Source organism: Streptomyces sp. NBC_00358 (assembly GCF_036099295.1).
GTDB lineage: Bacteria > Actinomycetota > Actinomycetes > Streptomycetales > Streptomycetaceae > Streptomyces.
Window position 1 is genome coordinate 4399898 of record NZ_CP107976.1, and the last position, 21495, is coordinate 4421392.

A 21495-nucleotide genomic window follows, 5' to 3' on the forward strand; every position below is an offset into this window, starting at 1 on the left:
GTGACGGCAGCGACGGCGACCGCGCTTTCGGCAGCGGCGGTGACGGCAGCGGTGACGGCAGCCGAGGGGTGGCCGCGGTGGCGGCAGCCGAGGGGTGGCCGCGGTGGCGGTGGCCGAGGGGTGGCCGCGGTGGCGGTGGCCGAGGGGTGGCGGCGGCGGTTACTTCGCCAGCAGTAGCCGCAGTTCGCCCGTGACCGGGCTGTCCGTCTCCTCCAGGGCTTCCAGGGCCGCGGTCCACTCCTGGTACGCCGCCTCGGCGTCGCCCCGTTCCCGCAGCAGCAGACCTCGCTGATGGCGGGCGAGGCCTCCGGTGTACCGGTCGGCGCGACGGTCGGCGCGGCATCGCAGCAGATCGCACTCGCGCGCGGCCCGTTCCCACTGGCCGACACCGCGCAGGGCGCGCACCAGGCCGAGCCGGGTCTGCGACTCGCCGTGCCAGTCGCCGTGGTTGCCCAGGACGCGCAGGCTCTCCTCGAAGTGCGGTACGGCGGCGGCCGGTTCGCCGAGCGTGAGGTGGGCGTAGCCGATGTTGCAGTGCGCCGAGTGCCGGATGATCACGTCCTGTACGGCGTCGCCGATGGCCAGGCTGCGCTTGTGGTGGTCGATGGCGGCCCGTGGATCGGTGTGCTCGTACAGGTTGCCGAGGTGGCTGTAGGTGATGGCCTCCATGTGTGGATCGCCCAACTCCCTTGAGAACTGGAGACTTTGGAGCAGCGCCTCACTGGACTCGGCGTAGCGGCCGAGACTTTCGAGCAGCATGCCCCGGTTGTTCAGCCCCCGCCGCATGCAGGACGGCACTCCGAGGCGGCACCAGATCGCGAGCGCCTCGTCGTTCAGGGTGAGGGCCTCGCCGACCCGGCCCGTCATGAAGTGCAGGCCCCCGAGGTCGCCGAGCGCGAACGCCTCCGCGGCCTCGTCTCCGAGCAGCCGCGCCGTTCCGAGCGCGGCCCGCTGGAGGACCTCCAACTCGGCCACCCGGCCGCTGCGTTGGACGTACGGGTTGAGCATGCGGGCCAGCACCGGGACGTACGGCGAGCTCTGCGCGTACCGCTCCGCCAACGCCACGACATTCGCCAGCTCCGTGTCGCCCCAGGCGAAGGCCTCCCGCGCGGAACAGAACGGGGGTGTGGCCGCGACGTCCACCGTGTGCCCGGCGGGCTGCGAGGCGGTCGGCCTGCCGCGGTCCTCCCTGTCGAGGCCGGGTTCGAGAATCGCCTCCAGGGAACGGGCGGCGACACCGGCGTACCAGCGCAGGGCCCGCTCGGCGACGACCGCGTCATGCCCGCCGGCGGCTGTGCTCGCGCCGGCACCTCCGCCGGTACCCGTGCCGTCTCCTGTACCCGCGCCCGTACCCGTGCCGTCGTCTGTGCCCGCGCCCGTATCCACGCCGACGCCCGAACCCGCTCCGGCGGTCGCGGTCGCCGTAACGGTCGCCCTCGCCGTCGACGTCGTCAGGACGCACTCCGCCGCTCCCGCGATCTCCCGGGCGAAGTCCCGTACGAGGTCGTGCGGCGCGTAGCGGCCGTAGGCCGTCTCCTCCAGGAGCGCGACATCGACGAGGCGGTCGAGCGCGGCCTCGGCACGGCGTTCGTCGGTGCCGGCGAGCCGGGCGACCAGGGCGGCTCCGTAGACCGGCAGGTCGAGCGCGCCGATCCGGCACAGGGCGAGCGCCGCGTCCCGGTCGGCCTCGCGCTCGGAGGCGCGCAGCGCGTCGTGCGCGACGGCGAGCGAGCGGCGCACGCTCAGGTCGTCGTACTCCAGATGATGCAGACGCCCTTCCGTGGCGGCCAGTTGACCGGCCAGTACGTCGGGGGTCAGGGCGTGGCGGGCGGCGAGGCGGGCCGCGACCACCCGGAGGGCAAGCGGCAGCCGGCCGGTGAGCTCGACGAGGGGGTGCCCGCCGTCGAGTCCGTCCTGGCGACCGGAGACCGCGCGGAGCAGGGCCGCGCTGTCCTCGTCCGTCAACGGCGCGAGCGGGAAACGGGTGGCGCCGTCCAGGGCGGTGAGGGGCGACCGGCTCGTCACGATCACCGCGCAGCCCGCGCCGGCCGGCAGCAGCGGCCGCACCTGGGCGGCGTGCGCCGCGTCGTCGAGCACCATGAGGGTTCGGGTGGGTGCGAGCATCGAGCGGAGCAACGCCGCTGCCGCGTCCGGGTGTTCGGGGATACGCCGGGGTTCCGCGCCCAGGTCGCGCAGGAGCGCGGCGAGCGCCTGTCCGGCGGTGAGCGGGGTCATGCCGGGGGTGGCGCCGTGCAGGTTCACATAGAGCTGGCCGTCGGTGAATCGTTCCCTCAGCCCGTGCGCGACATGCAGCGCGAGCGCGCTCTTGCCGACGCCGGCCATCCCGCTGATCACCGCGACGCGGGGCACACCGGTGGTGGGGTCGCCGCCGGGAAGCCGGCCGCGAGAAGCACCGTGCGCCTGGTCGACCGTCCCGACGGCCGCCCAGGCTGCCGTCGCGGCGTTCACTCCGACGCCGACGCGGGCACCGGCGCCTGCTCCGGCGGTCGTCGGGCCGTCGCCGGACGGGCCTCCGGACGTGCCTCCGGCCGTACGTCCGGACACGCCACCGGACGTATCCGCGGGCACATCTGCCGGCACGCCTTCGGTCGGCGTGCCGTTGACGTCGCCGTCCGGGCGTGCCGGGATTTCCGGGTGCGTCAGGCGCTCGGAGCGTTCCGGGTCCAGGATCTGACGCAGCCGCTCGCGGGCGTCCTCGCGGCCGGTGAAGTACGCCGGGGGCGGCGGGAGTTGGGCAGGTCGGGGCGGCGCGGGCGCGTCCCGGTCGCCCCGGTCGGAGCCGGGTACGGCCTCCGCCGCCCCGTCGTCCCCGTCCCGGCCGCCGCTTCGCCCCCTGTCCCCGCCGACGCCCGGATCCGGATCCCTGTCACCGGCCCCGCCCTCGTCGGGGCCCCTTTCCGCGTCCCTGTTCCCGTGCCAGGTCCGGTCCAGGTCCTGCTCCCGGTCCGGGTCCTGTTCCCCGAGTCCGTCCCGGTCTCGGCCCCAGCCTCGGTTCCTGGCGCCGACGCCGTCCCTTGCCCGGTTCGGGGAGCGCCCGGGAGTCCCGTGCCCGGGGCGGGTTCCGTCGCCGCTCCGGTCGCCGCCCGGGTTTCCGGCGCGCGCCCGGAGTCCGTCCTCGGCGCCGACGCCGGTGCCGACGCCCGCGCGGGTGCCGGCCAGGATGCGGTCGTCGGTGTACGGGCCGCCCGCGGCCGGGTCGCTGTCCCGGAGGATCTCCAGGTGTGCCCTGCGCACCGCGGGTCCCGGCTCGACGCCGAGTTCGTCGAGCAGGCGGGCCCGCAGGTCGCGGTGGACGGCGAGGGCCTCGGCCTGGCGGCCGTCGCGGTGCAGGACGAGCATCAGAAGCCGGTGGAACGACTCGCGGAGCGGATGCTCCGCCGTACGCGCGGCCAGCTCCGGTGCCAGCCGGTCGAGCCGGGAGGCCGTCGGAGCAAGGCACAGCTCCGCCTCGTACCGCCATTCGAGGACCAGCAGCCGGGCCTCCTCCAGGCGCTGGACGAAGGCGTGACCGCCCGTCTCGGGCGGCAGGCCGCTCAGCGGGGTGCCACGCCACAGCGCGAGCGCGGCGGTGGACTCGCGCAACGCCCGCTCCCAGTCGCGCTCGGCGTGCGCGTCGCGCGCGAGGGTCGCGTGCCGCTCGAAGACGCGGACGTCGAACTCGTCCTCGCCGACCCGCAGGACGTATCCCGGCGGTACCGCGCGCAGCCGTTCCGGGTCGTCGAGGAGACGGCGCAGCCGGGTCACGTGGTTCTGCAGGGACGCCTGGGCGGAGGCGGGTGGTGCCCCGCCCCACAAGGCGTCCTTGAGTACGTCGACGGAGACGACCCGGCCCGGTTCGAGGAGCAGCGCCGTCAGCAGGGCGCGCATCTTGCCGCCGCCGACCGAGCCGACCTCGCCGTCCGCGTCGTACAGGACCGGCGCCCCCAGCAGCCCGAACCGCAGCCCGTTCCGCATCACGCCGCCCCACTGCCTTTCCGCCCGGCCCGTCCGGCCGCGCACCACGGCGGTTTCCCGCCCTCTCGGGGCGAGTTCACGCCGATCGACTGATCGTTCCCCAGGGAACCGTTGGCCTTATGTTAGCGATCCGTTGGCGGGGCCTGATGTGATCAGTCCATCGGATCTGGCCCGACGGTGCGCGCGTACTACGCGTAACTCGGGGGAGTGTCGCCGCCGCGGCCGGATCCGGGGACGTGAGAGGCCCCGGTCGCGAGGTGATCGACCGGGGCCTCCGTCCGTACCGAGTCCGCGAACCAGGGCTCAGATGACCGGCGGGCGCCCGAGACGGGTCAGCCGCCACACCGTCCGCCAGCGCATCGGGCGACGCTCTCCGCCGGACTTCCGCAGCCCCTCCGCGAAGCCGCCGAACCAGGCCCTCAGCCCGCCGACCGAACGCGTCCGCAGCAGCGTGAGCAGCATCCAGATCCCCAGGTGCACCGGGATCAGCGCCAGCGGCAGCCGGCGGCGGGTGAGCCAGACCCGGTTGCGGGCGGTCACGCGGTAGTAGATGGCGTGCCGGGCGGGCGAGGTCTTCGGGTGCTGGAGGAGCAGTTCGGGCTCGTACAGGACGGTCCAGCCGGCGTCTATGGCCCGCCAGGCGAGGTCGGTCTCCTCGTGCGCGAAGAAGAACTCGGCGGGCCAGTCCCCGGTCTCGGCGAGCATCGGCATGGACAGCGCGTGGCCGCCGCCGAGGAAGCCGGTGACCGGTCCGCCGCGCATCGGGTCCTTGGCCCCGACCCTCGGCACATGGCGGCGCTGGGTCTCCCCGTTCTCGTCGGCGATGCGGAAGCCGACGATCCCGAGCCGCGGCCGGGCCGCGTACAGGTCGCGCACCTTGCGCAGCACGTCGCCGTCGACGAGCAGCCCGTCGTCGTCGAGCTCGACGACGACATCCACGTCCCCGAACTCACGGAGCCGGCCCAGGCCGACGTTCCGGCCACCGGGGCAGCCGAGGTTCTCGTCCAGTTCGACGGTGGTCACCTCGCCCGGCAGGCCGAGGCGTTCGGCGAACTCCGGCAGCGGGCAGCCGTTGCCGACGATCACGATCCGGGCGGGCGCCACGTCCTGCTTGGCCACGGAAGTGAGCAGTGCGTCGACCTCGACGGGCCGATTGCCCATGGTCACCACGGCAACGGCGATCCGCGGCCCCTCCTCCGCCTGTGACACGACACCCACCCCATCCCGGCCGACAACTGTGCCGCGATGCTAGCCGTTCACCGGAATTCCCCCTCACGGACGTTGTCCCGTCCGCCGCGCGAACGTCCTGGTCTACGCCCATACGTCCGCGATCAGGAGAGCCGATTCTCCTTGCGCCGGACGAATTTCAGCCCCGACCAGTCCTCCCCCAGCGCCGCCACCTTCACGTCGACGACACCGAGCGGCAGGAAGAGGTCCCGCAGATCGTTCTCCGTGATGTCGCTGCTGTGCCCGGCCGCGCGGCGGGGCCGGGCGATCCAGAGCATGGCCGCGTCGGACAGGTCCCGGACCAACCCGGGCGCCCGCGCCGCCAGTTCGGCCCGCTCCCGGAAGAAGGCGACCGTGACGTCCGCCCCCTCGGGGCCGCCGTCCTCGACCTCGCAGCCCTCGGGCAGTCCGGGAATCTCCCAGTCCCGCGGCCCGTCGACCAGCCGCACCCGCTGCCCCGCCTTGATGCCGATCTTCCGGGCGAGCGGAGTGCCGGAGTACCCGCCGCCCGTCGCGCTGGATCCCGTCATGCCCGCAGGATGCCACCGCGTGACCCGGTCGGCCCGCGTACGCGCCCCCGGCCCCCGGTGCTCGACGGCGGGCGGCCCGTCCGTCCGGTTCTCGACGCCCGTCCGGCCGCGACGGGACAGCGGCGACCGCGCGCCACCGAGAGGGTCCGGCGAGCGGCGCCCGCGGCTCGACTACCGGTTGTCGGCGAGCGGGTTCATCCTGGTGGGAGCGGCCCGGTACCCCGGGGCTTCCCGGTGCCCCCGGGGAAGCCCGAGGCTCCCGAGCCGGGAACGGGGGCGCCCGGTCCACCCACGGCGGGCGCCACGAGGTCCGGAGGGCGCCATGAGCTCACCATCCGTCCCGCCGCCGCCCGCACCGCTGCCCCCGCTGGGACCGGGCGCCACGGACAAGGGCCTCAAGGGCGGCGCGCTGGGCCTGTTCTCCAGCACGGTGATCGGGTTGGCCTCCACCGCCCCCGCCTACAGCCTCGCGGCGACCCTCGGCGTCATCGTCGGGATCGTGGGCTTCCAGTCACCGATCGTGATCGTGCTGGCCTTCGTCCCGATGTTCCTGATCGCCTACGGCTACAAGGAGCTCAACCGGGCCGACCCCGACTGCGGCACCACGTTCACCTGGGCGGCCAGGGCCTTCGGCCCCCGTACCGGCTGGCTGGGCGGATGGGGCATCGTCGCGGCCGACATCATCGTGATGGCCAACCTGGCCCAGATCGCCGGCGCGTACGGCTTCCAGCTCATCGGCGCGGACGGGCTGGCGCAGAACACGTTCTGGGTCACCGTGGTCGGTGTCCTGTGGATCGCCGTGATGACCCTGATCTGCTATATCGGGATCGAGCTGTCGGCCAACCTGCAGAAGGCCCTGCTCACCATCGAGATCGTGGTGCTGTGTCTGCTCGCGGTCACCGCCCTGGTCAAGGTGTACGGCGGTACGGCGCCGGCGGTCTCGTCGGAGATCTCGTGGTCGTGGTTCAACCCCTTCAAGATCAACTCTTTTGACGACCTGACCAAGAGCATCCTCGCCGGAGTGTTCATCTACTGGGGCTGGGACACCGCGGTGTCGGTGAACGAGGAGACCGTGGACCGCGACCGCACCCCGGGCCGCGCCGCCGTCATCTCCACCGTCATCCTGCTGCTCGTCTACGTCATGGTCACCACGTCCGCGCAGGCGTTCGCCGGTGTGGGCGTGCACGGCATCGGCCTGGGCAACCCGGACAACTCCGGAGACGTCCTCTCCAGCCTCGGCGCCGAGGTCTTCGGTACCGGGGGCTGGGGCACGGTCGCCACCAAACTCCTGATCGTGATGGTGCTGACCTCCGCGGCGGCCTCCACCCAGACGACCATCCTCCCGACGGCGCGCACCACCCTGTCGATGGCCGCCTTCAAGGCCATCCCGCAGCGCTTCGCCCGCATCCACCCCCGGTTCCTCACCCCGACCTGGTCCACCGTGGGCATGGGCCTGGCCTCGATCGCCTTCTACGTGATGCTGACCCGGGTGAGCGAGAACGTGCTGGCCGACTCCATCGGCTCGGTCGGGCTGATGATCGCGTTCTACTACGGTCTCACCGGCTTCGCCTGCGTCTGGTACTACCGCAGGGTCCTCACCCGTAGCCCACGCGACCTCTGGACCCGCGGGATCATGCCGGGCCTGGGTGGCGCCATGCTCCTCTACTTCTTCGTCAACGCCTGCTTCGTGTACGCCGCCGCCGACTACGGCAGCACTTCGTGGACCCTGCCGTTCCCGCCGCACTGGCAGCTCGGCGGCGTCTTCGTCACCGGTATCGGCGCACTCCTCCTCGGAGCCGTCCTGATGTTCCTGTACAGCGCGTTCCGGCCGAGCTACTTCCGCAAGGAGACGATCGCGGTCTCGTCCCACGACCCGAGCGGCCACTGACCCCCACCCGCCACCACCGGCCGCCCTGGACGGAGCGGGACGGAGCGGGACAGCGGTGAGCCGCCCCGGTGGCGCGGGGGAAGAGGCCACCGGGGCGGTGTTCGGAGGGACGGTGTCCGCGGGGACGGCTTTCGGAGGGAAGCCGTCAGGCCGTCGCGCCCACCGCGACGTCCGGCGAACCGTCGGACCGCACCTCGCCGTCCTCGTCGACGTCCGGCGGAATGGTCGACAGGGCGCTGGCGTGCAGATCCTTCGTACGCAGCATGGTGAAGCCGATGAGCGCGGCGACGAACCCGAGGATCGCGCTCAGGGTCATGGCGCCGTGGAAGGCGTTCATGAACGCGTCCTGGCCGGTCGCCAGCACCTTGTCGCGCAGGGGCCCCGCGGCCTTGGCGACGGCGTCCAGGGAGCCGGCGCTGATGCCGTGGGCGGCCTGATCGGCGGCGGCGCCGCCCATCTGCCTGCCGACCGCCGAGGACGTGAAGTCCTGGGACACGCTGTGCTGGAAGTACGCGCCGACACCGGCGATGCCCACCGCGATGCCGACCTGCTGGAAGGTCTCGTTGATGCCGGAGGCGACACCCGCCTTGGCCGGTTCCGTGACCCCGATGGCCAGCGCGGCCCGGGCCGGGTTGAAGGCGCCCATGCCGAAGCCGGCGATGACCAGCGCGGGAACGAGCACCGTCCAGGACGAATCGGCCTTGGTCAGGTTCAGGAACAGGATGCCGACGCCCATCACCAGGGTCGAGCCCCCCAGCAGCACCCGGAAGGGGACCTTGCCGATGAGACCGCCGCCGAGGGCACCGGCCACGAACATCGCGCCGGTCAGCGGCAGGAACCGCAGCCCCGTACCCCAGGCGTCCACGTGCAGCATGTTCTCCAGGTAGCTGGTCTCGAAGAACACCGACGGCAGGGCCCCGGCGTTGCCGATCATGGCGACGAGGGAGATGCCCACGAAGGTGGGGCTCCGGAAGAACGCGGGGTCGATCAGAGCGCGCTCGCCCAGCCGCCGCTCGATGACCACGAAGAGGACCAGGAAGAGCGCGCTGGCCGCGTACAGGCCGAGCGTAGTGCCGCTGGTCCAGCCCTCCACGGGTCCGCGGATGGTGGCGAAGACCAGGGCCCCGAGCGCGACGCTGAACGTGGCGAGACCGGACCAGTCGGTGGGATGGGCCCGCCTGTTGAGCGACTCACGCACACGCAGCGCGCCGATGAGGAGGGCGATCACACCGACCGGCACGTTGATGTAGAAGATCCAGCGCCAGGACAGCGCGTTGATCAGCGAACCGCCGATGAGCGGGCCGGTGGCGACGGCGAGACCGACGGCGGCACCGAACGCGGTGAACGCGGTCGCCCGTTCCTTGCCGTGGAACTCATGGCTGAGCATCGCCGGACCGACCGCGAACATGATGGCGGCACCGACACCCTGGACGGCCCGGAACCAGCTCAACTGCCCGGCGCCGTCCGCCAGACCGCAGGCCAGGGAGGCGGCGGTGAAGATGGCGAAGCCCACCTGGAAGACCTTCTTGCGGCCGATCCGGTCGGCGAGCGAGCCCGCCGCCACCAGGAAGATCGCCAGCGTGAGGGCGTAGGCGTCGAAGACCCACTGCAGGTCGGCGAAGCTGCTTCCCAGGGACCGGTGGATCTGCGGCAGCGCGATGGAGACCACGCTCAGATCGAGCATCAGCATGAACGAGCCCAACGCGACGATCCCGAGTGTCCACCACCTCGTGGGCGATGGTGCGCGTTCTGCGGACATGCGAGAACCTTCCAATCAGCCGGATCCTTAGATGATGGAAATCTAGATGATTGGAAAGCCATACGTCAACGGTCGTGACGGTCGGTAGCGGCCGACCGCGGGACGGATCGGCGGGTCACCACCGGTCACCGCCCGGCTTCCCCCGGTGACGGCCGTGGGCACGACAAAGCCCGCAGTGCTGCTTCACGCGGCGCCGCGGGCGTCTTCCAGCAGGGGACTCTTCCGCCGGAGCGTCCGAGAAGGTGTGCGTCAGTCGGAGCAGACGGACGCGGGCCAGCGGCCCGCCATCAGCACGCCGAGCATCTTGCGCAGCGCCTCGCGCTCGTCCTCGGCGAGCGCGCCGAAGAAGGCCGACTCGACCTCCGTGGCCACCCGGTCCGCCGTCGCGAGCGCCTCACGGCCGGACTCGGTGAGGATCAGGTTGTAGCGCCGCCTGTCGGCCGGGTTGCGCCGGCGCTCGACATGCTGATTGCGCTCCATCTCGTCGATCACCGTCACGACCGTGGTGGGATCGAGGTTGAGCAGCCGGCTGAGGTCCTGCTGGGAGAGCTCGGGCCCGCCGGCCAGGGCGGCCAGCACGAAGAAGTAGCGGATGCGCATACCGACCGCGCCCAGCGCCTTCTCCACATCCTCCACCAGCACCAGCCCCGCCTTGTGGAGCAGGTAGCCGGGACGCTCGGCGATGAGGAAGTCCTTCCGGGGGGACGCCCCGAGCTGCTCGGCGTTGCCGCTGCGCACCATGAGCCGGCTCCTTCTAATCGTGGCAGTCTCCACTATCGAAGATACAACGGTTCCGGGGCCCCGAACCCATCCCCCGGCGGGATCCCCCGCCCGCCGCCCGCCGCCCCGGGACCCCCGACCGCACCGCGCCGAGCTCCGGGTCGCGGGGAATCCTCGCCTCCGCAATCAACCCCGGCACCCCGACCGGTTATGCCGTTGCAAAATCCACCGGACCGCACGGGTCCGCATTTCCGCAAATGGAAGTGGTCATTCTCCGGAATGGGGCGAGGTCAGCCCTTTGATGATCAAGCCTGCAATCGAACATTCGATCACCGCGTGCGGTAAATGCATGTGACCCGCGTCACATGGGGCGAAGTGGCGCGCCTGCTAGGCTTTCAAATTGCCTGGCCAGAACATAGCTATCAGCGAGCTCGGCCACGCACGGGGAAAATAAACGCGCTTCGCGCAACGGGGGAATACAGAATGGCTTACTTTTCGATCAGATGTCGTCGCGGACAACGTTGACGCCGGGGACGGCGCACCCTTTCGCGCCCGCCTGACCTCACCGGGCCTGCACCACCGGTCCGACACCACCGGTCCGACGTCACTGGCCTGACGTCACCGGGTTGTCACCGGGTTGCCACCGGGTCCGGCGCCACTGACCCGGCGCCACGGGCCCGGCCTCACGGCAGACACCCGACGTCACTCGCACGACGTCCCCGACCTGATGCCGCTCGCCCGACGACGTCCCTGACCCGACGCCGTCGGCACGACATCACCGGTCCGACATCATTCGGCTGACATCACCGGCCTGAAATCACCGGCCTGACTCTTTCACGCCGTGCCGCGCTCTCGCGCGTCGCGCCGTGCGCCTTTTGTCACGCACTTCTCCATCACCACGGCCATTTTTCGGACAGGGCTGCCCTTTCACGCCCTCGTCCTCTCCAGCATGGAATGGAAACGCTCAATGAATCAGTCAAGCACCGCGCTCGCGGAGGCCTTCGAGGACTGGCTCGGCGACCCCGCGACGGAATGGAACTCCTTATCCTTCGCCGGGGCTCTGGAGCTCGACGAACGGGACGAACTGCCCGCCGCGGGAATCGATCAGGTCCGCGCTTTCGGATTCAACCGGTACTTCGTTCCCGAGCGGCTGGGCGGCGATCTCCGGGCCGCCGAGGACATCCTCATGCTGACCAGGGTGATCGCCCGCCGGGACATGAACGTCGCGGTGAGCGAGAGCACCCAGGTCTGGATGATGCTCGCCTGGATCGGCGGCGACGCCGAACAGCAGGCGAAGTGGGCCGCCACGGTCCTGCACGGCGGGGTCGTCCCGTGTCTGGCGTACTCCGAGCCGGGGCACGGCGCCGACCTGGCCGCCAACCGGTTCACGGCCACCCCGGACGCCGGGCAGTACGTCCTGTCCGGCGAGAAATGGCCGATCAACCGCGGCCGGACCTCCACCCATGTGGTGCTGCTCGGCACCACAGGCGACGAAGGGACACCGGCCAAGCGCCGGCAGTCCATGTTCCTCGTGGACCGTTCGCAGGTCGTCTCCGGCGAGGTGACCGGCGTTCCCCGCGTGCCGACCTACGGCCTGCGCGGCTGCGACATCAGCGGAATCGCCTTCGACGACGCCCGGGTGGACGCCTCGGCCCGGCTGGGCACCGAGGGCGAAGGACTCGAACTGGCCCTGCGGGGGCTCCTGATCACCCGGACCTTCTGCACCGGCCTGTCGCTCGGCACCGGCGACACCATGCTGCGGACCGTGGCCGGGTTCCTGTCCGACCGGGTCCTCTACGACGGCCCCGCGAACGAGATCCCGTACGTCACCGAATCCCTCGCCAACGCGTACCTGAGCCTGCTGGTCGCCGAGTGCGAGAGCCTGGTCGCGATGCGCGGACTGCATCTGTACACCGAGCAGTTCAGCATCTGGGCGAACCTGGCCAAGGTGCAGGTGGCCCGCCTGGTCGACTTCAACAGCAAGGTGCTGTCCCGCACGCTGGGCGCCCGGTACTTCATGCGCTCCGCCGAACATGTGGGCACGTTCCAGAAGATGCTCCGTGACGGCGCCGTCGTCTCGGTCTTCGACGGCAGCGAGCCGGTCTGCCTGGACAGCCTCGCGCTCCAACTGCCCGCCCTGGCCAAGGCACATGGGCACACCCCCGACGAGGACTGGCGGCGGCTCTACGACCTGCGGGCCGAACTGCCCGCCTTCGAGCCGGACCGGGTGAGCGTGTTCGGGCGGGGCCGGGACGCGACCTTCGCCAGTCTGCCCGCGCTGATCGGCCGCCTCGCCGGACTGTCACCGTCCGCCGGCTGCGACGAGGACCGGCTCGCCGCCCTGCGCGGCCGGGCCGAGGAACTGCGGCAGGAACTGGACGAGTTGCTCGCACGGGTCCAGGAGGTACGGCAGTGGACGGCCGGGCTGCCCGCGCAGCCGTCGGCGTCCGCCAAGTCGACCCCGCCCCGGCTGATCCGGGTGGCGGAGGAACTCAGCGCCCTGCACGCCAAGGTGGCGGCCCTCGGGGTGTGGCTGTTCAACCGGGACCACCTCGAAGAGTTCTTCGCCGACGGTGAATGGCTGGAGGCCGCGCTGGCCCGCCGGCAGATCCACCAGTACGAGGCCGGCGACCTCGACCCGTCGACCGCCCGGCACCTCTTCACCCGGATGAACTCCCAGCTCGCCGACAACGAGTTCTTCTCCGTCCGCCGGGTGCGCATGGCCGAGCCCGGCGCGCGCGAGGCCGCCGGCCGGGACCACGCGTCGACCGCCGCCTGACATCACCTCACTGCCGAACACCGAAAGGTACCGAAACGCGATGAGCACGACGAGCATGACGATCGACGAAGTGAAGCGGGTCCTCCTCGAAGCGGTGGCCACCGAAGCCGGGATCGCCCCCGCCGAGCTGGCGACCGACCGGCCCTTCACCGACTACGGCCTGGACTCCATGGCGGCACTCACCGTCGGCATGGAGATCGAGGACGTCTGCGGCCTCTCCGACCTGCCCGTGGACCTGCTCTGGGACCACCCGACGGTCGACACCCTGGCCGAGGCGCTCTGGAACCTGATGAACGCCGAGCCCGTCTCCGCGGCCACGGACGGTCAGCGATGACGACAGCGCACCCGACGGCTTCGGCGGATCCGTCAGGTCCCGCGGGTGCGGCACATGCGAAGGCCCCGGCGGGCCCCGGAGGTCCGGTGGATTCCGTGCGTCCCGTCAACGCGCAGCAGGCTGGCCTCTGGTTCATCCACGAGACGGACCCGGGATGCTCCGCCTACCACATCGTGTTCGCCGCGGAGGCGACCGCCGACGCCGAACTCGGCGTCCGGGCCGGGGACATCCTCGACGGCCTGACCCGTGAGCACGACGCCCTCCGGACCGGCTTCCGGGCCGGTCCGGAGGGGCCCGAGCAGTTCGTCCGGGACGCGGTGCCGCCCGACATCCGCCGCACCGACGCACGGGGCATGGACCCACAGGTCCTGCGGGACCTCGTCAGGGCGGACACCAGGACCCCGTTCGACCTGTCCCGGCCGCCGCTGTGGCGCGTGCACCTCTACCGCACCGCCGAGCGCACCTGGGTGTTCGCCCTCGTGATGCACCACATCGCGGCCGACTTCTGGTCGCTGGCCCTGCTGCTCTCGGAGGTGCGCGCCCGGCTGGAGGGCACGGCGAGCCGGTTCACGCTCGACGGCGGCGCCTTCGCCGCGTTCGCCGAGCGGCAGCACTCCTTCCTGACCGGGGAGAAGGCGCGGGCGCTCCTCGACGACGAGGAGAAGCGGCTGGCGGACGTACCGCCCGGCCTGGATCTGTACGGCGACCGGCCGCGCCCGCCCGCGCCGTCCTACGACGGGGGCTCGGCGCCGTTCACGCTGTCCGCCGCCGCGACCGAAGCCGTACGGCTGCTGGCGCGGGAGACCTCGGCGACGCCGTACACGGTGCTGCTGTCCGCCTACTTCGTCCTGCTGAGCAGGCTGAGCGGACAGTCCGACATCCTGGTCGGCACCCCGACCTCCGGCCGCTTGCGGCGGCGGTTCCGGGACGCCCTCGGCAACTTCGTCAACACCGTCGTCGTACGCGGCGAGGTCGACGAGGAGTCGACGTACCGCCGGCTGCTCGCGGCCTCCCGTGAGCGGGTGCTCGAAGCGATGCGGGCACAGGAGCTGCCCTTCCCCTGGCTGGTACGGGAGCTGGCCCCGCCGCGGGATCCGAGCCGGACGCCGCTCTACCAGGCGGGCTTCGCCTGGGACCGGCTGCCGTTCCTGAACGACATGGACGCGTTCTTCCTGCTGGAGCCGGGCCCGGGCGCCGAGTCGGAGCTCGCGGGCGCCACCCTGAGGCCCTATCCGCTGCCGCAGCAGGAGGGCCAGACCGATCTGTGGATCGAGATGGGCGCGGAACGCGACGGCGCCTTCGCGGGTGTCCTGCGCTACAACACCGACATCTTCGGGGCGGGCACGGCCGCGGAGCTCGCCGCCACGTTCGTCACCACGGTCGAGACCCTGGTCGCCCACCCGGACGAGCCCCTGCGCGAACTGGTGCGCGGCGACGAGCGGCAGCGGTCCCGGCTCGCCGCGTGGGGCTCCGGACCCGAGCGGGAGATACCCGCGGCCCGGCTGCCGGAGCTCTTCCGGGACCAGGTCCGGCGCACGCCCGACGCGACCGCGGTGAGTGCCGACACCGAGGAGTGGAGCTACGCCCGGCTTCTGACGGCGGTCGAGGAGACCGCGGCCGCCCTGCGGACGGCCGGTGTCACGGCGGGCGACCGCGTAGCGGTGATGGCGGAGCGCGGTGCGCCGCTGCTCGGCGCGCTCCTGGCCGTCCTGGAGGCCGGCGCCGCGTACGTCCCGCTGGACCCGAAGCTCCCCGCCGAGCGGCTCGCCTACATGGCGGAGGACTCCCGCGCCCGGCTCCTGATCAGCCAGAGCGACCTGTACGACAGCCGGCTGCCCGGCCTTCCGGTCCTGGAACTGGACGACCTCGCCGCCGGGGTCACGGACACCGCCCCGGACGGGGAGGCGGAGGCGGGTGGCGGGGACCCGGTGGCCCTCGGCTCCCCGGGCTCGACCACCGCCCCCTCGGACCCGACGGCCGCGTGCCACTCTCACTCCGACTCCGACTCCGGCTCCGGCTCCGGCTCCGGCTCCGGCTCCGACGACCTGGCATACATCCTCTACACCTCGGGCTCCACCGGGCGCCCCAAGGGTGTGGCGATCCCCCATCGCGCGCTGACGAACCTGCTGCTCGCGATGCGGGACGACACGGGGTTCACCGCCTCGGACAGCCTGCTGGCCGTCACCACGATCTCCTTCGACATCGCCGGCCTGGAGCTGTACATGCCCCTGGTGGCCGGCGGCCGGGTCGTCGTGTGCGACAGCGGGACCGCCGCCGACGGCGCCGCCCTCGGGGCCCGGATCGACGAGTCCGGCGCCACCTGGATGCAGGCCACCCCCACCTCGTGGCGCATGCTGCGCGACGCCGGCTGGGACGGCTGCCCGCGGCTCAACGTGCTGTGCGGCGGCGAGGAACTCCCGCTGGAACTGGCCGAGTTCCTGTCCCTCCGGGTCGCGAGCCTGCGCAATGTGTACGGGCCGACCGAGACGACCATCTGGTCCACCGCGGGCCAGGTGGAGCCCTCGTCCGGCGTCGACATCGGCGCGCCCCTCGCCAACACCCGGCTGCACGTGCTCGACCCGCAGGGCCGTGGCGTCGAGCCGGGATTCCCCGGCGAGCTCTGGATCGGCGGCGACGGCCTGGCCCTCGGCTACTGGGACCGCCCGGAACTGACCGCGGAGCGGTTCGTCACCGGACTGCCGGCCGCGCCGGACCGGCGCCTCTACCGCACCGGTGACCGGGCCCGCTGGACCAGCGACGGACGGCTGCTGCACCACGGCCGCCTGGACAACCAGGTCAAGCTGCGCGGCTACCGCATCGAACTCTCCGAGGTCGAGGCCGTCCTCGGAGCGGTCGACGGGGTCTCCACGGCCGTCGTCGTGGTCCGCGACGACCGGCTCGTCGCCTATCTGGTGGCCGAGTCCGGGGCCGAGTTGCGCACGACGGACGTCAAGTCGGCCGCGGCCGTGTCCCTTCCGCCGTACATGGTGCCCGGCATCGTGATGGTCCTCGACGAACTGCCCCTGACCGCCAACAAGAAGATCGACCGGGCCCGGCTGCCGGAGCCCGTCGTCGCCTCGGGCGCCGGTTTCGAGAAGCCGCGCGACGCCACCGAGATCACCCTGGCACGCATGTGGACCGAGATCCTCGGGATCTCCCAGGTCGGCATCCACGACGACTTCTTCGACGTGGGCGGGCACTCGCTGCTCGCCGTCCGGCTCAGCGCGGCCGTCCGCGCCGAGTGGGACGTGGAGATCCCGATCTCCGTCATGCTGCGCCACGGCACCATCGCCGAACTGGCCGCCATCGTGCGGTCCGGCGGCCAGGAGGGCTCGCGCACCCCGGTCGTCACCCTGCGGGAAGGGGACCCGGGCCGACGGCCCGTCTTCCTGTTCCACCCCTTCGGCGGCACCGTGTTCTGCTACGTCGAGCTGACCCGCCACCTCCCGCCTGGCAGGCCGGTCCTGGCGATCGAGGCCCCCGGCATCGAGAACGAGGGCGAGGCCGAGATCAGCGTGGAGGCCATGGCCACCCGCTACATCGACTACCTCAGGGAGATCCAGCCGGCCGGCCCGTACGCCCTCGGCGGCTGGTGCTTCGGCGGCGTGATCGGCTACGAGGTGGCGGTGCAACTGCGCGCGGCGGGCGAGGAGATCGAGTTCCTCGTCGGCATCGACAGCCGGGCACCCGTCGAGGAGAACATCCCGGAGTCCGCGGACGACTCGACGATCCTCTCCTGGTTCGCACGGGACCTCGCGGTGCCCGCCGGGAAGACGCTCGACATCCCCGCTGACGACCTGCGGGCACTCGGCGGAGACGCCGCGTTCGACCACATCCTGGAGCGGGCCGCCGCCATCGGCGTCCTCGCCGAGGACGCCGACCGCGCGCAGATCCTGCGCTACTTCGAGGCGTACCTCGCCAACGGCATCGCCCTGCAGACCTACCTCCCCGAGCCCGCCGAAGTGGACCTGGTGCTGCTGCGCGCGGCCGACGAGCCGGCCGGGTACGGGCCGCGGCTCGGCTGGGAGGCCCTGGTGAAGGGCTCGCTGCACGTCATGGACGTCCCCGGGGACCACAACTCGGTGATGTATCCGCCGCACGCCGAGATCGCCGCACAGGCGATCGCCCCGCACATGGAAGGACCCACCGACGATGGCAACGACTGAACTGGTGAAGGCCGAGTACACGTTCCGCCTCCCGGTACCGCCGAAGGAGGCGTTCGCCCTGCTCTCGGACCCCGCCCAGGACCCCGTATGGCAGGCGGCCTGCGTGGACGTGAAGCTCCTCGACGGGGAGCCGCGGTCCGGGGGCCGGTACGAGATCACCTTCCAGCTGATCGGCAAGCGGATGGAATTCACCGTGGAGATCGGCGAGTTCGAGCCGGGCCGGCGTTCGAGGTTCCACACCCTGCGGGGCCCGTTCCACTACGTCGGCACGTACGACTACGCCGAGAACGAGGACGGCACCACCACCGTGCACTGGACGTTCGAGGTGGAGCCCGGGGACTACTTCGGGATCATGCCGAAGTCCCTGCTCAGGAAGGTGCTCGTCAACTCGGTCAAGAAGGACTCCGGAAAGCTCGCCGCACAGCTCGGACAGGGAGCGCACCGCCGATGAACACCCGTCAGGACAACGCCCGCCGGAACAAGGCCCGTCAGGACGAAGCCGCGAAGGTCGTCGTCACCGGGCTCGGGGAGATCACCGCGCTCGGTGAGAACGTGGCCGGCACCTGGGACGCCATGCTGCGCGGCGAGAGCGGCTTGGGCCGGCTGGACGGGGAGTCCTGGGCCAAGGACCTTCCGCCGCTGCTCGGCGGGCGGTCGAAGGCGGACCCCGGTCTCGGTCTGGAGTACCAGCAGCGCCGGCGGCTGAGCCGCTCCGCCCAGTTCGCGGTGAAGGCCGCGGCGGAGGCGTGGGCCGACGCGGGACTCGACGACGCGCCCACGGCCCCGCACCGGGTCGCCGTGGTGGTCTCGGCCGCGCTCGGCGACATGACCTCGATCATCGACGGCTGGGAGGCGCTGAAGACGCGGGGCTGGCGGCGGGTGCCCCCAATGACGGTGCCGATGTCCATGGGCAACGGCTCCGCGGCGGCCGTCGCCCTGCTGGTGAACGCGCGCCTCGGCGTCCACGCGACGGTGAACGCCTGCTCCTCCGGCACCCAGGCGCTGGTCACGGCGGCCGAACTGATCCGCGGCGGAGACGCGGACATCGTGGTGGCGGGCGGCGCCGAGGCCCCTCTGCACCCCTTGGTCCTGTCCTCGTTCGCGGCCATGCGAGCGCTGTCGCAGCGGGTCGACGACGCCGCGTCCGCCTGCCGCCCGTTCGACGCGGACCGCGACGGCATGGTCCTGGGCGAGGGGGCGGGCATCCTCGTACTGGAGTCCGAGCGGCACGCACGGGAACGCGGCGCCCGGATCTACGCCGAACTCGCCGGGGTGGGCGTCACATCGGACGCGTACCACATCGTGCAGCCCGAGCCGAACGGCACCGGGACCGCCGCGGCGGTCCGCGCCTCCCTCGACGACGCCGGTGTGACGCCCGCGGAGGTCGCGCACTTCAACGCCAACGGCACGGCGACCGGACCCGGCGACTCGTCCGAGGCGCGTGCGGTGCGGGCCGTGTTCGGGGACGCGGAACAGGGCCCGGCCCTCACCGCGAACAAGTCGATGACCGGGCACAGCCTCGGCGCGGCGGGCGCGATCGAGTCGATCACCACGATCCTCGCGCTGTACCACGGGCTGGTGCCGCCGACCCGTAACTTCACCCGCCTCGACGAGGGGCTCTCGGTCGACGTGGTGCACGACAGCCCGCTCAAACTCGGGCCCGAGCAGAACATCGCGGTGAAGAACTCGGCCGGGTTCGGCGGCCACAACGTGGCCCTGACCTTCCGAGGCCCGGTCGACCGTGCCCCCAACGCCCTGGCGGAGAAGGGGAATTGACATGACACGGGCCGGGAACCGCGACCGCGGCGTGGTCGTGACGGGGCTGGGCGCATTGACCCCGGTCGGGGCGAACGCGGCCGACTCGTGGCAGTCGTTGCTCGACGCCCGTTCCGGTGTACGCACCCTGTACGAGGAGCGGGAAGGGGGCGGGGAGCGCGACAGGGGCGGGGAAGGGCCCGCGGATCTGCCGGTGCGGATCGGGGGGCCGGTGACCGCGGATCCGGTCGAGGTACTCGGCCGGGTGCCCGCCCGCAAGCTGGACCGCGGGGAGCAACTGGCCGTCGTGGCCGCCCGCGAGGCCTTCCAGGACGCCGGCCGGCCCGCGGTGGAACCGGAACGGCTGGCCGTGGTCGTCGGCACCGGGATCGGGGGTGTCCTGAGCACGCTCGGCCAGAACGACCTGTACCAGCGGTCGGGCAGCAGGAAACTGTCCTCGTACGCGGTCCCGATGCTGATGCCGAACGGACCGGCGGCCTGGGTCAGCATCGATCTGGGGGCGCGGGCGGGCGCGCGTTCCCCGGCCAGTGCCTGTGCCTCGGGCGCCGAGTCGATCGCCCTGGCACTGGACCTGATCCGGCTGGACCGCGCCGACGTCGTGGTGGCCGGGGGCACCGAGGCGTGTCTGCATCCGTTCATGCTGGCCGCGTTCGCGCAGATGAAGGCGCTCTCGCGGCAGCAGGGCGACCCGGCCGCGGTGTCCCGGCCGTTCGACACCGCCCGCTCGGGATTCGTGATGTCCGAGGGCGCGGCCGTCCTGGTCCTGGAACGCGCGGAGTTCGCCCGCGCCCGGGGAGCCCGTGTGTACGGCGCGGTGGCCGGCGCGGCCGTCAACTCGAGCGCCGGACACATCTCGGCGTCCGACACCGAGGGGCAGATCCGCGCGATACGGGAAGCGCTGCGGGACGCGCGACTGGAACCGGGCGATGTCGGCCTCGTGCACGCCCACGCCACCTCCACCCCCGGCGGGGACCTCGCCGAGGCCGAGGCCGTCGCGAAGGCGCTGGGCGACCATCCCGTGGTGACCGCGACCAAGTCGATGACCGGTCACATGCTCGGCGCGTCCGGGGCGTTCGGGGCCCTGTCCGCCCTGCTCGCGCTCCACCACGGGGTCGTTCCGGCCACGCTCAACCTCGACGAACCCGACCCACACGTCCGGTTGGACGTGGTCGGCGGCACCAACCGCACGGGCCGGTGGGACGCGGCACTGGCGAACTCCTTCGGCTTCGGGGGCCACAACGTCAGCCTGGTGCTGACCCGTACGGCATGACCGGGGGCAGGGCAGGACCAGGGCACGACCAGCGGCGAGGGGAGCAGGAGTTGACGGGGGGAGTACGACCATGACGACCATCGGGGTACTGGGAACGGGCGGGATCGCCGTCACGCTGGCGACGATGTTCGCCCGGGCCGGACACGAGGTGCGGCTCGGCCGGGCCACCACGGCACGCGGGGCACCAGGAGCGACGGGTGTGACGAGCGGGAGCTGCGAGGAGGTGGTGGCGCGGTCCTCGACGGTGATCCCCGCCTTCCTCGGCGTACAGGGAGCGGTGCAGCAACTGGGGCCCTGGCGCGCCGGTCTGCGCGGGAAGATCCTGGTGGACATCACCAACCCGTTCACGGGCGGTCACGTCGACTTCGTGGGCCCCTGGGCGGTCGGCGGCACCGAGGACCTCGCCGCCGCGTTCCCCGAGGCACGGCTGGTGGGCGCCTTCAAGAACGTGTGGTGGGAGACGTTCGACGGAAGCCCCGACCCGGCCGCCCCCGACATTCGGGTGATCTCCGACGACGCCGGTGCGAAGAACGCGTTCCTCCGCCTGTGCGCGACCACGCCCTTCACCTACACGGACGCCGGCGGCCTGGACCAGGCGCGGCGGGTGGAGCGGATGGCACTGTCGGGGGTGGGCCAGACGGGATTGTCGGCCGCATGACGACCCATCCCCTTGCCCCCGAGCCGACAACCCGCGCGAAACCCCCTACCCCTACCCCCGCACCTGCCCCTTGCGGCCGGTGGAAGGTGACGCCGTGGCGGGCGGCTGCTCGTCCCCCTTGACCCAGGCCTCCCAAAGGCCCGGCGGGATCCTCGTCGTCAAACCTCCGCCCCTGGTGAACGCGAGTCCCCGGCTGTACCCGCCACCGCCGCAACCGTCGGACCGGCGCACGAGCCTCACGTCGGCGGTGGCGTCGATGACGGGTCCAGCGGCGCCGTTGCGGGTGCCCCGGAAGCGCACCGGGGCGGTGCCCGGGTCCACGTCGTCCGGCAGCGAGAGGTCCAGCTTCGAGATGCCCTCCCGCGGCAGCTTCCTCGCCCCTCCGGGAAACCTTCTCGGCATCGGAGCAACTA

Annotated in this window: 14 protein-coding genes; 8 read left to right on the forward strand and 6 right to left on the reverse strand. The window is 72.1% G+C overall.

What is annotated here, in order from left to right:
* Positions 1-159 precede the first annotated feature (159 nt).
* The 3 genes from OHT01_RS18545 to OHT01_RS18555 form a co-directional block, all read right to left on the reverse strand.
* Positions 160-3975 (reverse strand): AfsR/SARP family transcriptional regulator, encoded by a 3816-nt coding sequence (locus tag OHT01_RS18545; protein ID WP_328554250.1) that lies wholly within the window; start codon positions 3973-3975, stop codon positions 160-162.
* A gap of 303 nt (positions 3976-4278) precedes the next feature.
* Positions 4279-5193: a glycosyltransferase family 2 protein gene (locus OHT01_RS18550; RefSeq protein WP_328554251.1), complete on the reverse strand. Its 915-nt coding sequence runs from the start codon at positions 5191-5193 to the stop codon at positions 4279-4281.
* A 113-nt stretch (positions 5194-5306) separates the two neighbouring features.
* Positions 5307-5732, reverse strand: a complete 426-nt coding sequence (locus OHT01_RS18555) for a DUF3052 domain-containing protein (RefSeq protein WP_328554252.1) — start codon at positions 5730-5732, stop codon at positions 5307-5309.
* A 322-nt stretch (positions 5733-6054) separates the two neighbouring features.
* Here OHT01_RS18555 and OHT01_RS18560 point away from each other — a divergent pair, with 322 nt between their 5' ends.
* Positions 6055-7620 carry an APC family permease gene (locus OHT01_RS18560; RefSeq protein WP_328554253.1) on the forward strand — a complete coding sequence of 522 codons (1566 nt, stop codon included), beginning with the start codon at positions 6055-6057 and terminating at the stop codon, positions 7618-7620.
* 145 nt (positions 7621-7765) lie between these two features.
* On the opposite strand, the gene OHT01_RS18565 is transcribed toward OHT01_RS18560, so the two are convergent.
* A complete protein-coding gene (locus tag OHT01_RS18565) occupies positions 7766-9379 on the reverse strand; it encodes an MFS transporter (protein ID WP_328554254.1) in 1614 nt (537 codons plus the stop codon).
* A 249-nt stretch (positions 9380-9628) separates the two neighbouring features.
* The gene (locus OHT01_RS18570; RefSeq protein ID WP_328554255.1) at positions 9629-10120 is read right to left on the reverse strand and encodes a MarR family winged helix-turn-helix transcriptional regulator; all 492 of its coding nucleotides are present in this window, start codon (positions 10118-10120) and stop codon (positions 9629-9631) included.
* A 946-nt stretch (positions 10121-11066) separates the two neighbouring features.
* Here OHT01_RS18570 and OHT01_RS18575 point away from each other — a divergent pair.
* The 7 genes from OHT01_RS18575 to OHT01_RS18605 all read left to right on the forward strand — a co-directional run bounded on the left by OHT01_RS18575 (position 11067) and on the right by OHT01_RS18605 (position 21082).
* Complete coding sequence (locus OHT01_RS18575; RefSeq protein ID WP_328554256.1) at positions 11067-12878, forward strand: acyl-CoA dehydrogenase family protein; 1812 nt, start codon at positions 11067-11069, stop codon at positions 12876-12878.
* Between the two features lie 40 nt (positions 12879-12918).
* Entirely contained in the window at positions 12919-13212 is a 294-nt protein-coding gene (locus tag OHT01_RS18580) for an acyl carrier protein (RefSeq protein WP_328554257.1), read from the forward strand.
* A gap of 86 nt (positions 13213-13298) precedes the next feature.
* Positions 13299-17378 (forward strand): non-ribosomal peptide synthetase, encoded by a 4080-nt coding sequence (locus OHT01_RS18585; RefSeq protein WP_328554258.1) that lies wholly within the window; start codon positions 13299-13301, stop codon positions 17376-17378.
* Positions 17365-17829, forward strand: coding sequence for an SRPBCC family protein (locus OHT01_RS18590; RefSeq protein ID WP_328554259.1), 465 nt, complete (start codon positions 17365-17367; stop codon positions 17827-17829). Before OHT01_RS18585 ends, OHT01_RS18590 begins: the two co-directional genes overlap by 14 nt.
* The gene (locus tag OHT01_RS18595; RefSeq protein ID WP_328554260.1) at positions 17826-19154 is read left to right on the forward strand and encodes a beta-ketoacyl-[acyl-carrier-protein] synthase family protein; all 1329 of its coding nucleotides are present in this window, start codon (positions 17826-17828) and stop codon (positions 19152-19154) included. The genes OHT01_RS18590 and OHT01_RS18595 overlap by 4 nt, the downstream gene beginning before the upstream one ends.
* A 1-nt stretch (position 19155) precedes the next feature.
* A complete protein-coding gene (locus tag OHT01_RS18600) occupies positions 19156-20424 on the forward strand; it encodes a beta-ketoacyl-[acyl-carrier-protein] synthase family protein (RefSeq protein ID WP_328554261.1) in 1269 nt (422 codons plus the stop codon).
* A gap of 70 nt (positions 20425-20494) precedes the next feature.
* On the forward strand, positions 20495-21082 hold the full coding sequence (locus OHT01_RS18605; protein ID WP_328554262.1) for an NADPH-dependent F420 reductase: 588 nt from the start codon (positions 20495-20497) through the stop codon (positions 21080-21082).
* A 51-nt stretch (positions 21083-21133) separates the two neighbouring features.
* Here OHT01_RS18605 and OHT01_RS18610 read toward each other — a convergent pair whose 3' ends face one another.
* Positions 21134-21484 carry a hypothetical protein gene (locus OHT01_RS18610; RefSeq protein WP_328554263.1) on the reverse strand — a complete coding sequence of 117 codons (351 nt, stop codon included), beginning with the start codon at positions 21482-21484 and terminating at the stop codon, positions 21134-21136.
* Positions 21485-21495 lie beyond the last annotated feature (11 nt).

Excerpts from the sequence above, each read along its gene's own strand:
- OHT01_RS18545 (WP_328554250.1), bottom strand. The coding sequence starts at position 3,975 with ATGCGGAACGGGCTGCGGTTCGGGCTGCTGGGGGCGCCGGTCCTGTAC.
- OHT01_RS18555 (WP_328554252.1), bottom strand. The coding sequence starts at position 5,732 with ATGACGGGATCCAGCGCGACGGGCGGCGGGTACTCCGGCACTCCGCTC.
- OHT01_RS18560 (WP_328554253.1), top strand. The coding sequence starts at position 6,055 with ATGAGCTCACCATCCGTCCCGCCGCCGCCCGCACCGCTGCCCCCGCTG.
- OHT01_RS18565 (WP_328554254.1), bottom strand. The coding sequence starts at position 9,379 with ATGTCCGCAGAACGCGCACCATCGCCCACGAGGTGGTGGACACTCGGG.
- OHT01_RS18570 (WP_328554255.1), bottom strand. The coding sequence starts at position 10,120 with ATGGTGCGCAGCGGCAACGCCGAGCAGCTCGGGGCGTCCCCCCGGAAG.
- OHT01_RS18575 (WP_328554256.1), top strand. The coding sequence starts at position 11,067 with ATGAATCAGTCAAGCACCGCGCTCGCGGAGGCCTTCGAGGACTGGCTC.
- OHT01_RS18580 (WP_328554257.1), top strand. The coding sequence starts at position 12,919 with ATGAGCACGACGAGCATGACGATCGACGAAGTGAAGCGGGTCCTCCTC.
- OHT01_RS18590 (WP_328554259.1), top strand. The coding sequence starts at position 17,365 with ATGGCAACGACTGAACTGGTGAAGGCCGAGTACACGTTCCGCCTCCCG.
- OHT01_RS18595 (WP_328554260.1), top strand. The coding sequence starts at position 17,826 with ATGAACACCCGTCAGGACAACGCCCGCCGGAACAAGGCCCGTCAGGAC.
- OHT01_RS18600 (WP_328554261.1), top strand. The coding sequence starts at position 19,156 with ATGACACGGGCCGGGAACCGCGACCGCGGCGTGGTCGTGACGGGGCTG.
- OHT01_RS18605 (WP_328554262.1), top strand. The coding sequence starts at position 20,495 with ATGACGACCATCGGGGTACTGGGAACGGGCGGGATCGCCGTCACGCTG.
- OHT01_RS18610 (WP_328554263.1), bottom strand. The coding sequence starts at position 21,484 with ATGCCGAGAAGGTTTCCCGGAGGGGCGAGGAAGCTGCCGCGGGAGGGC.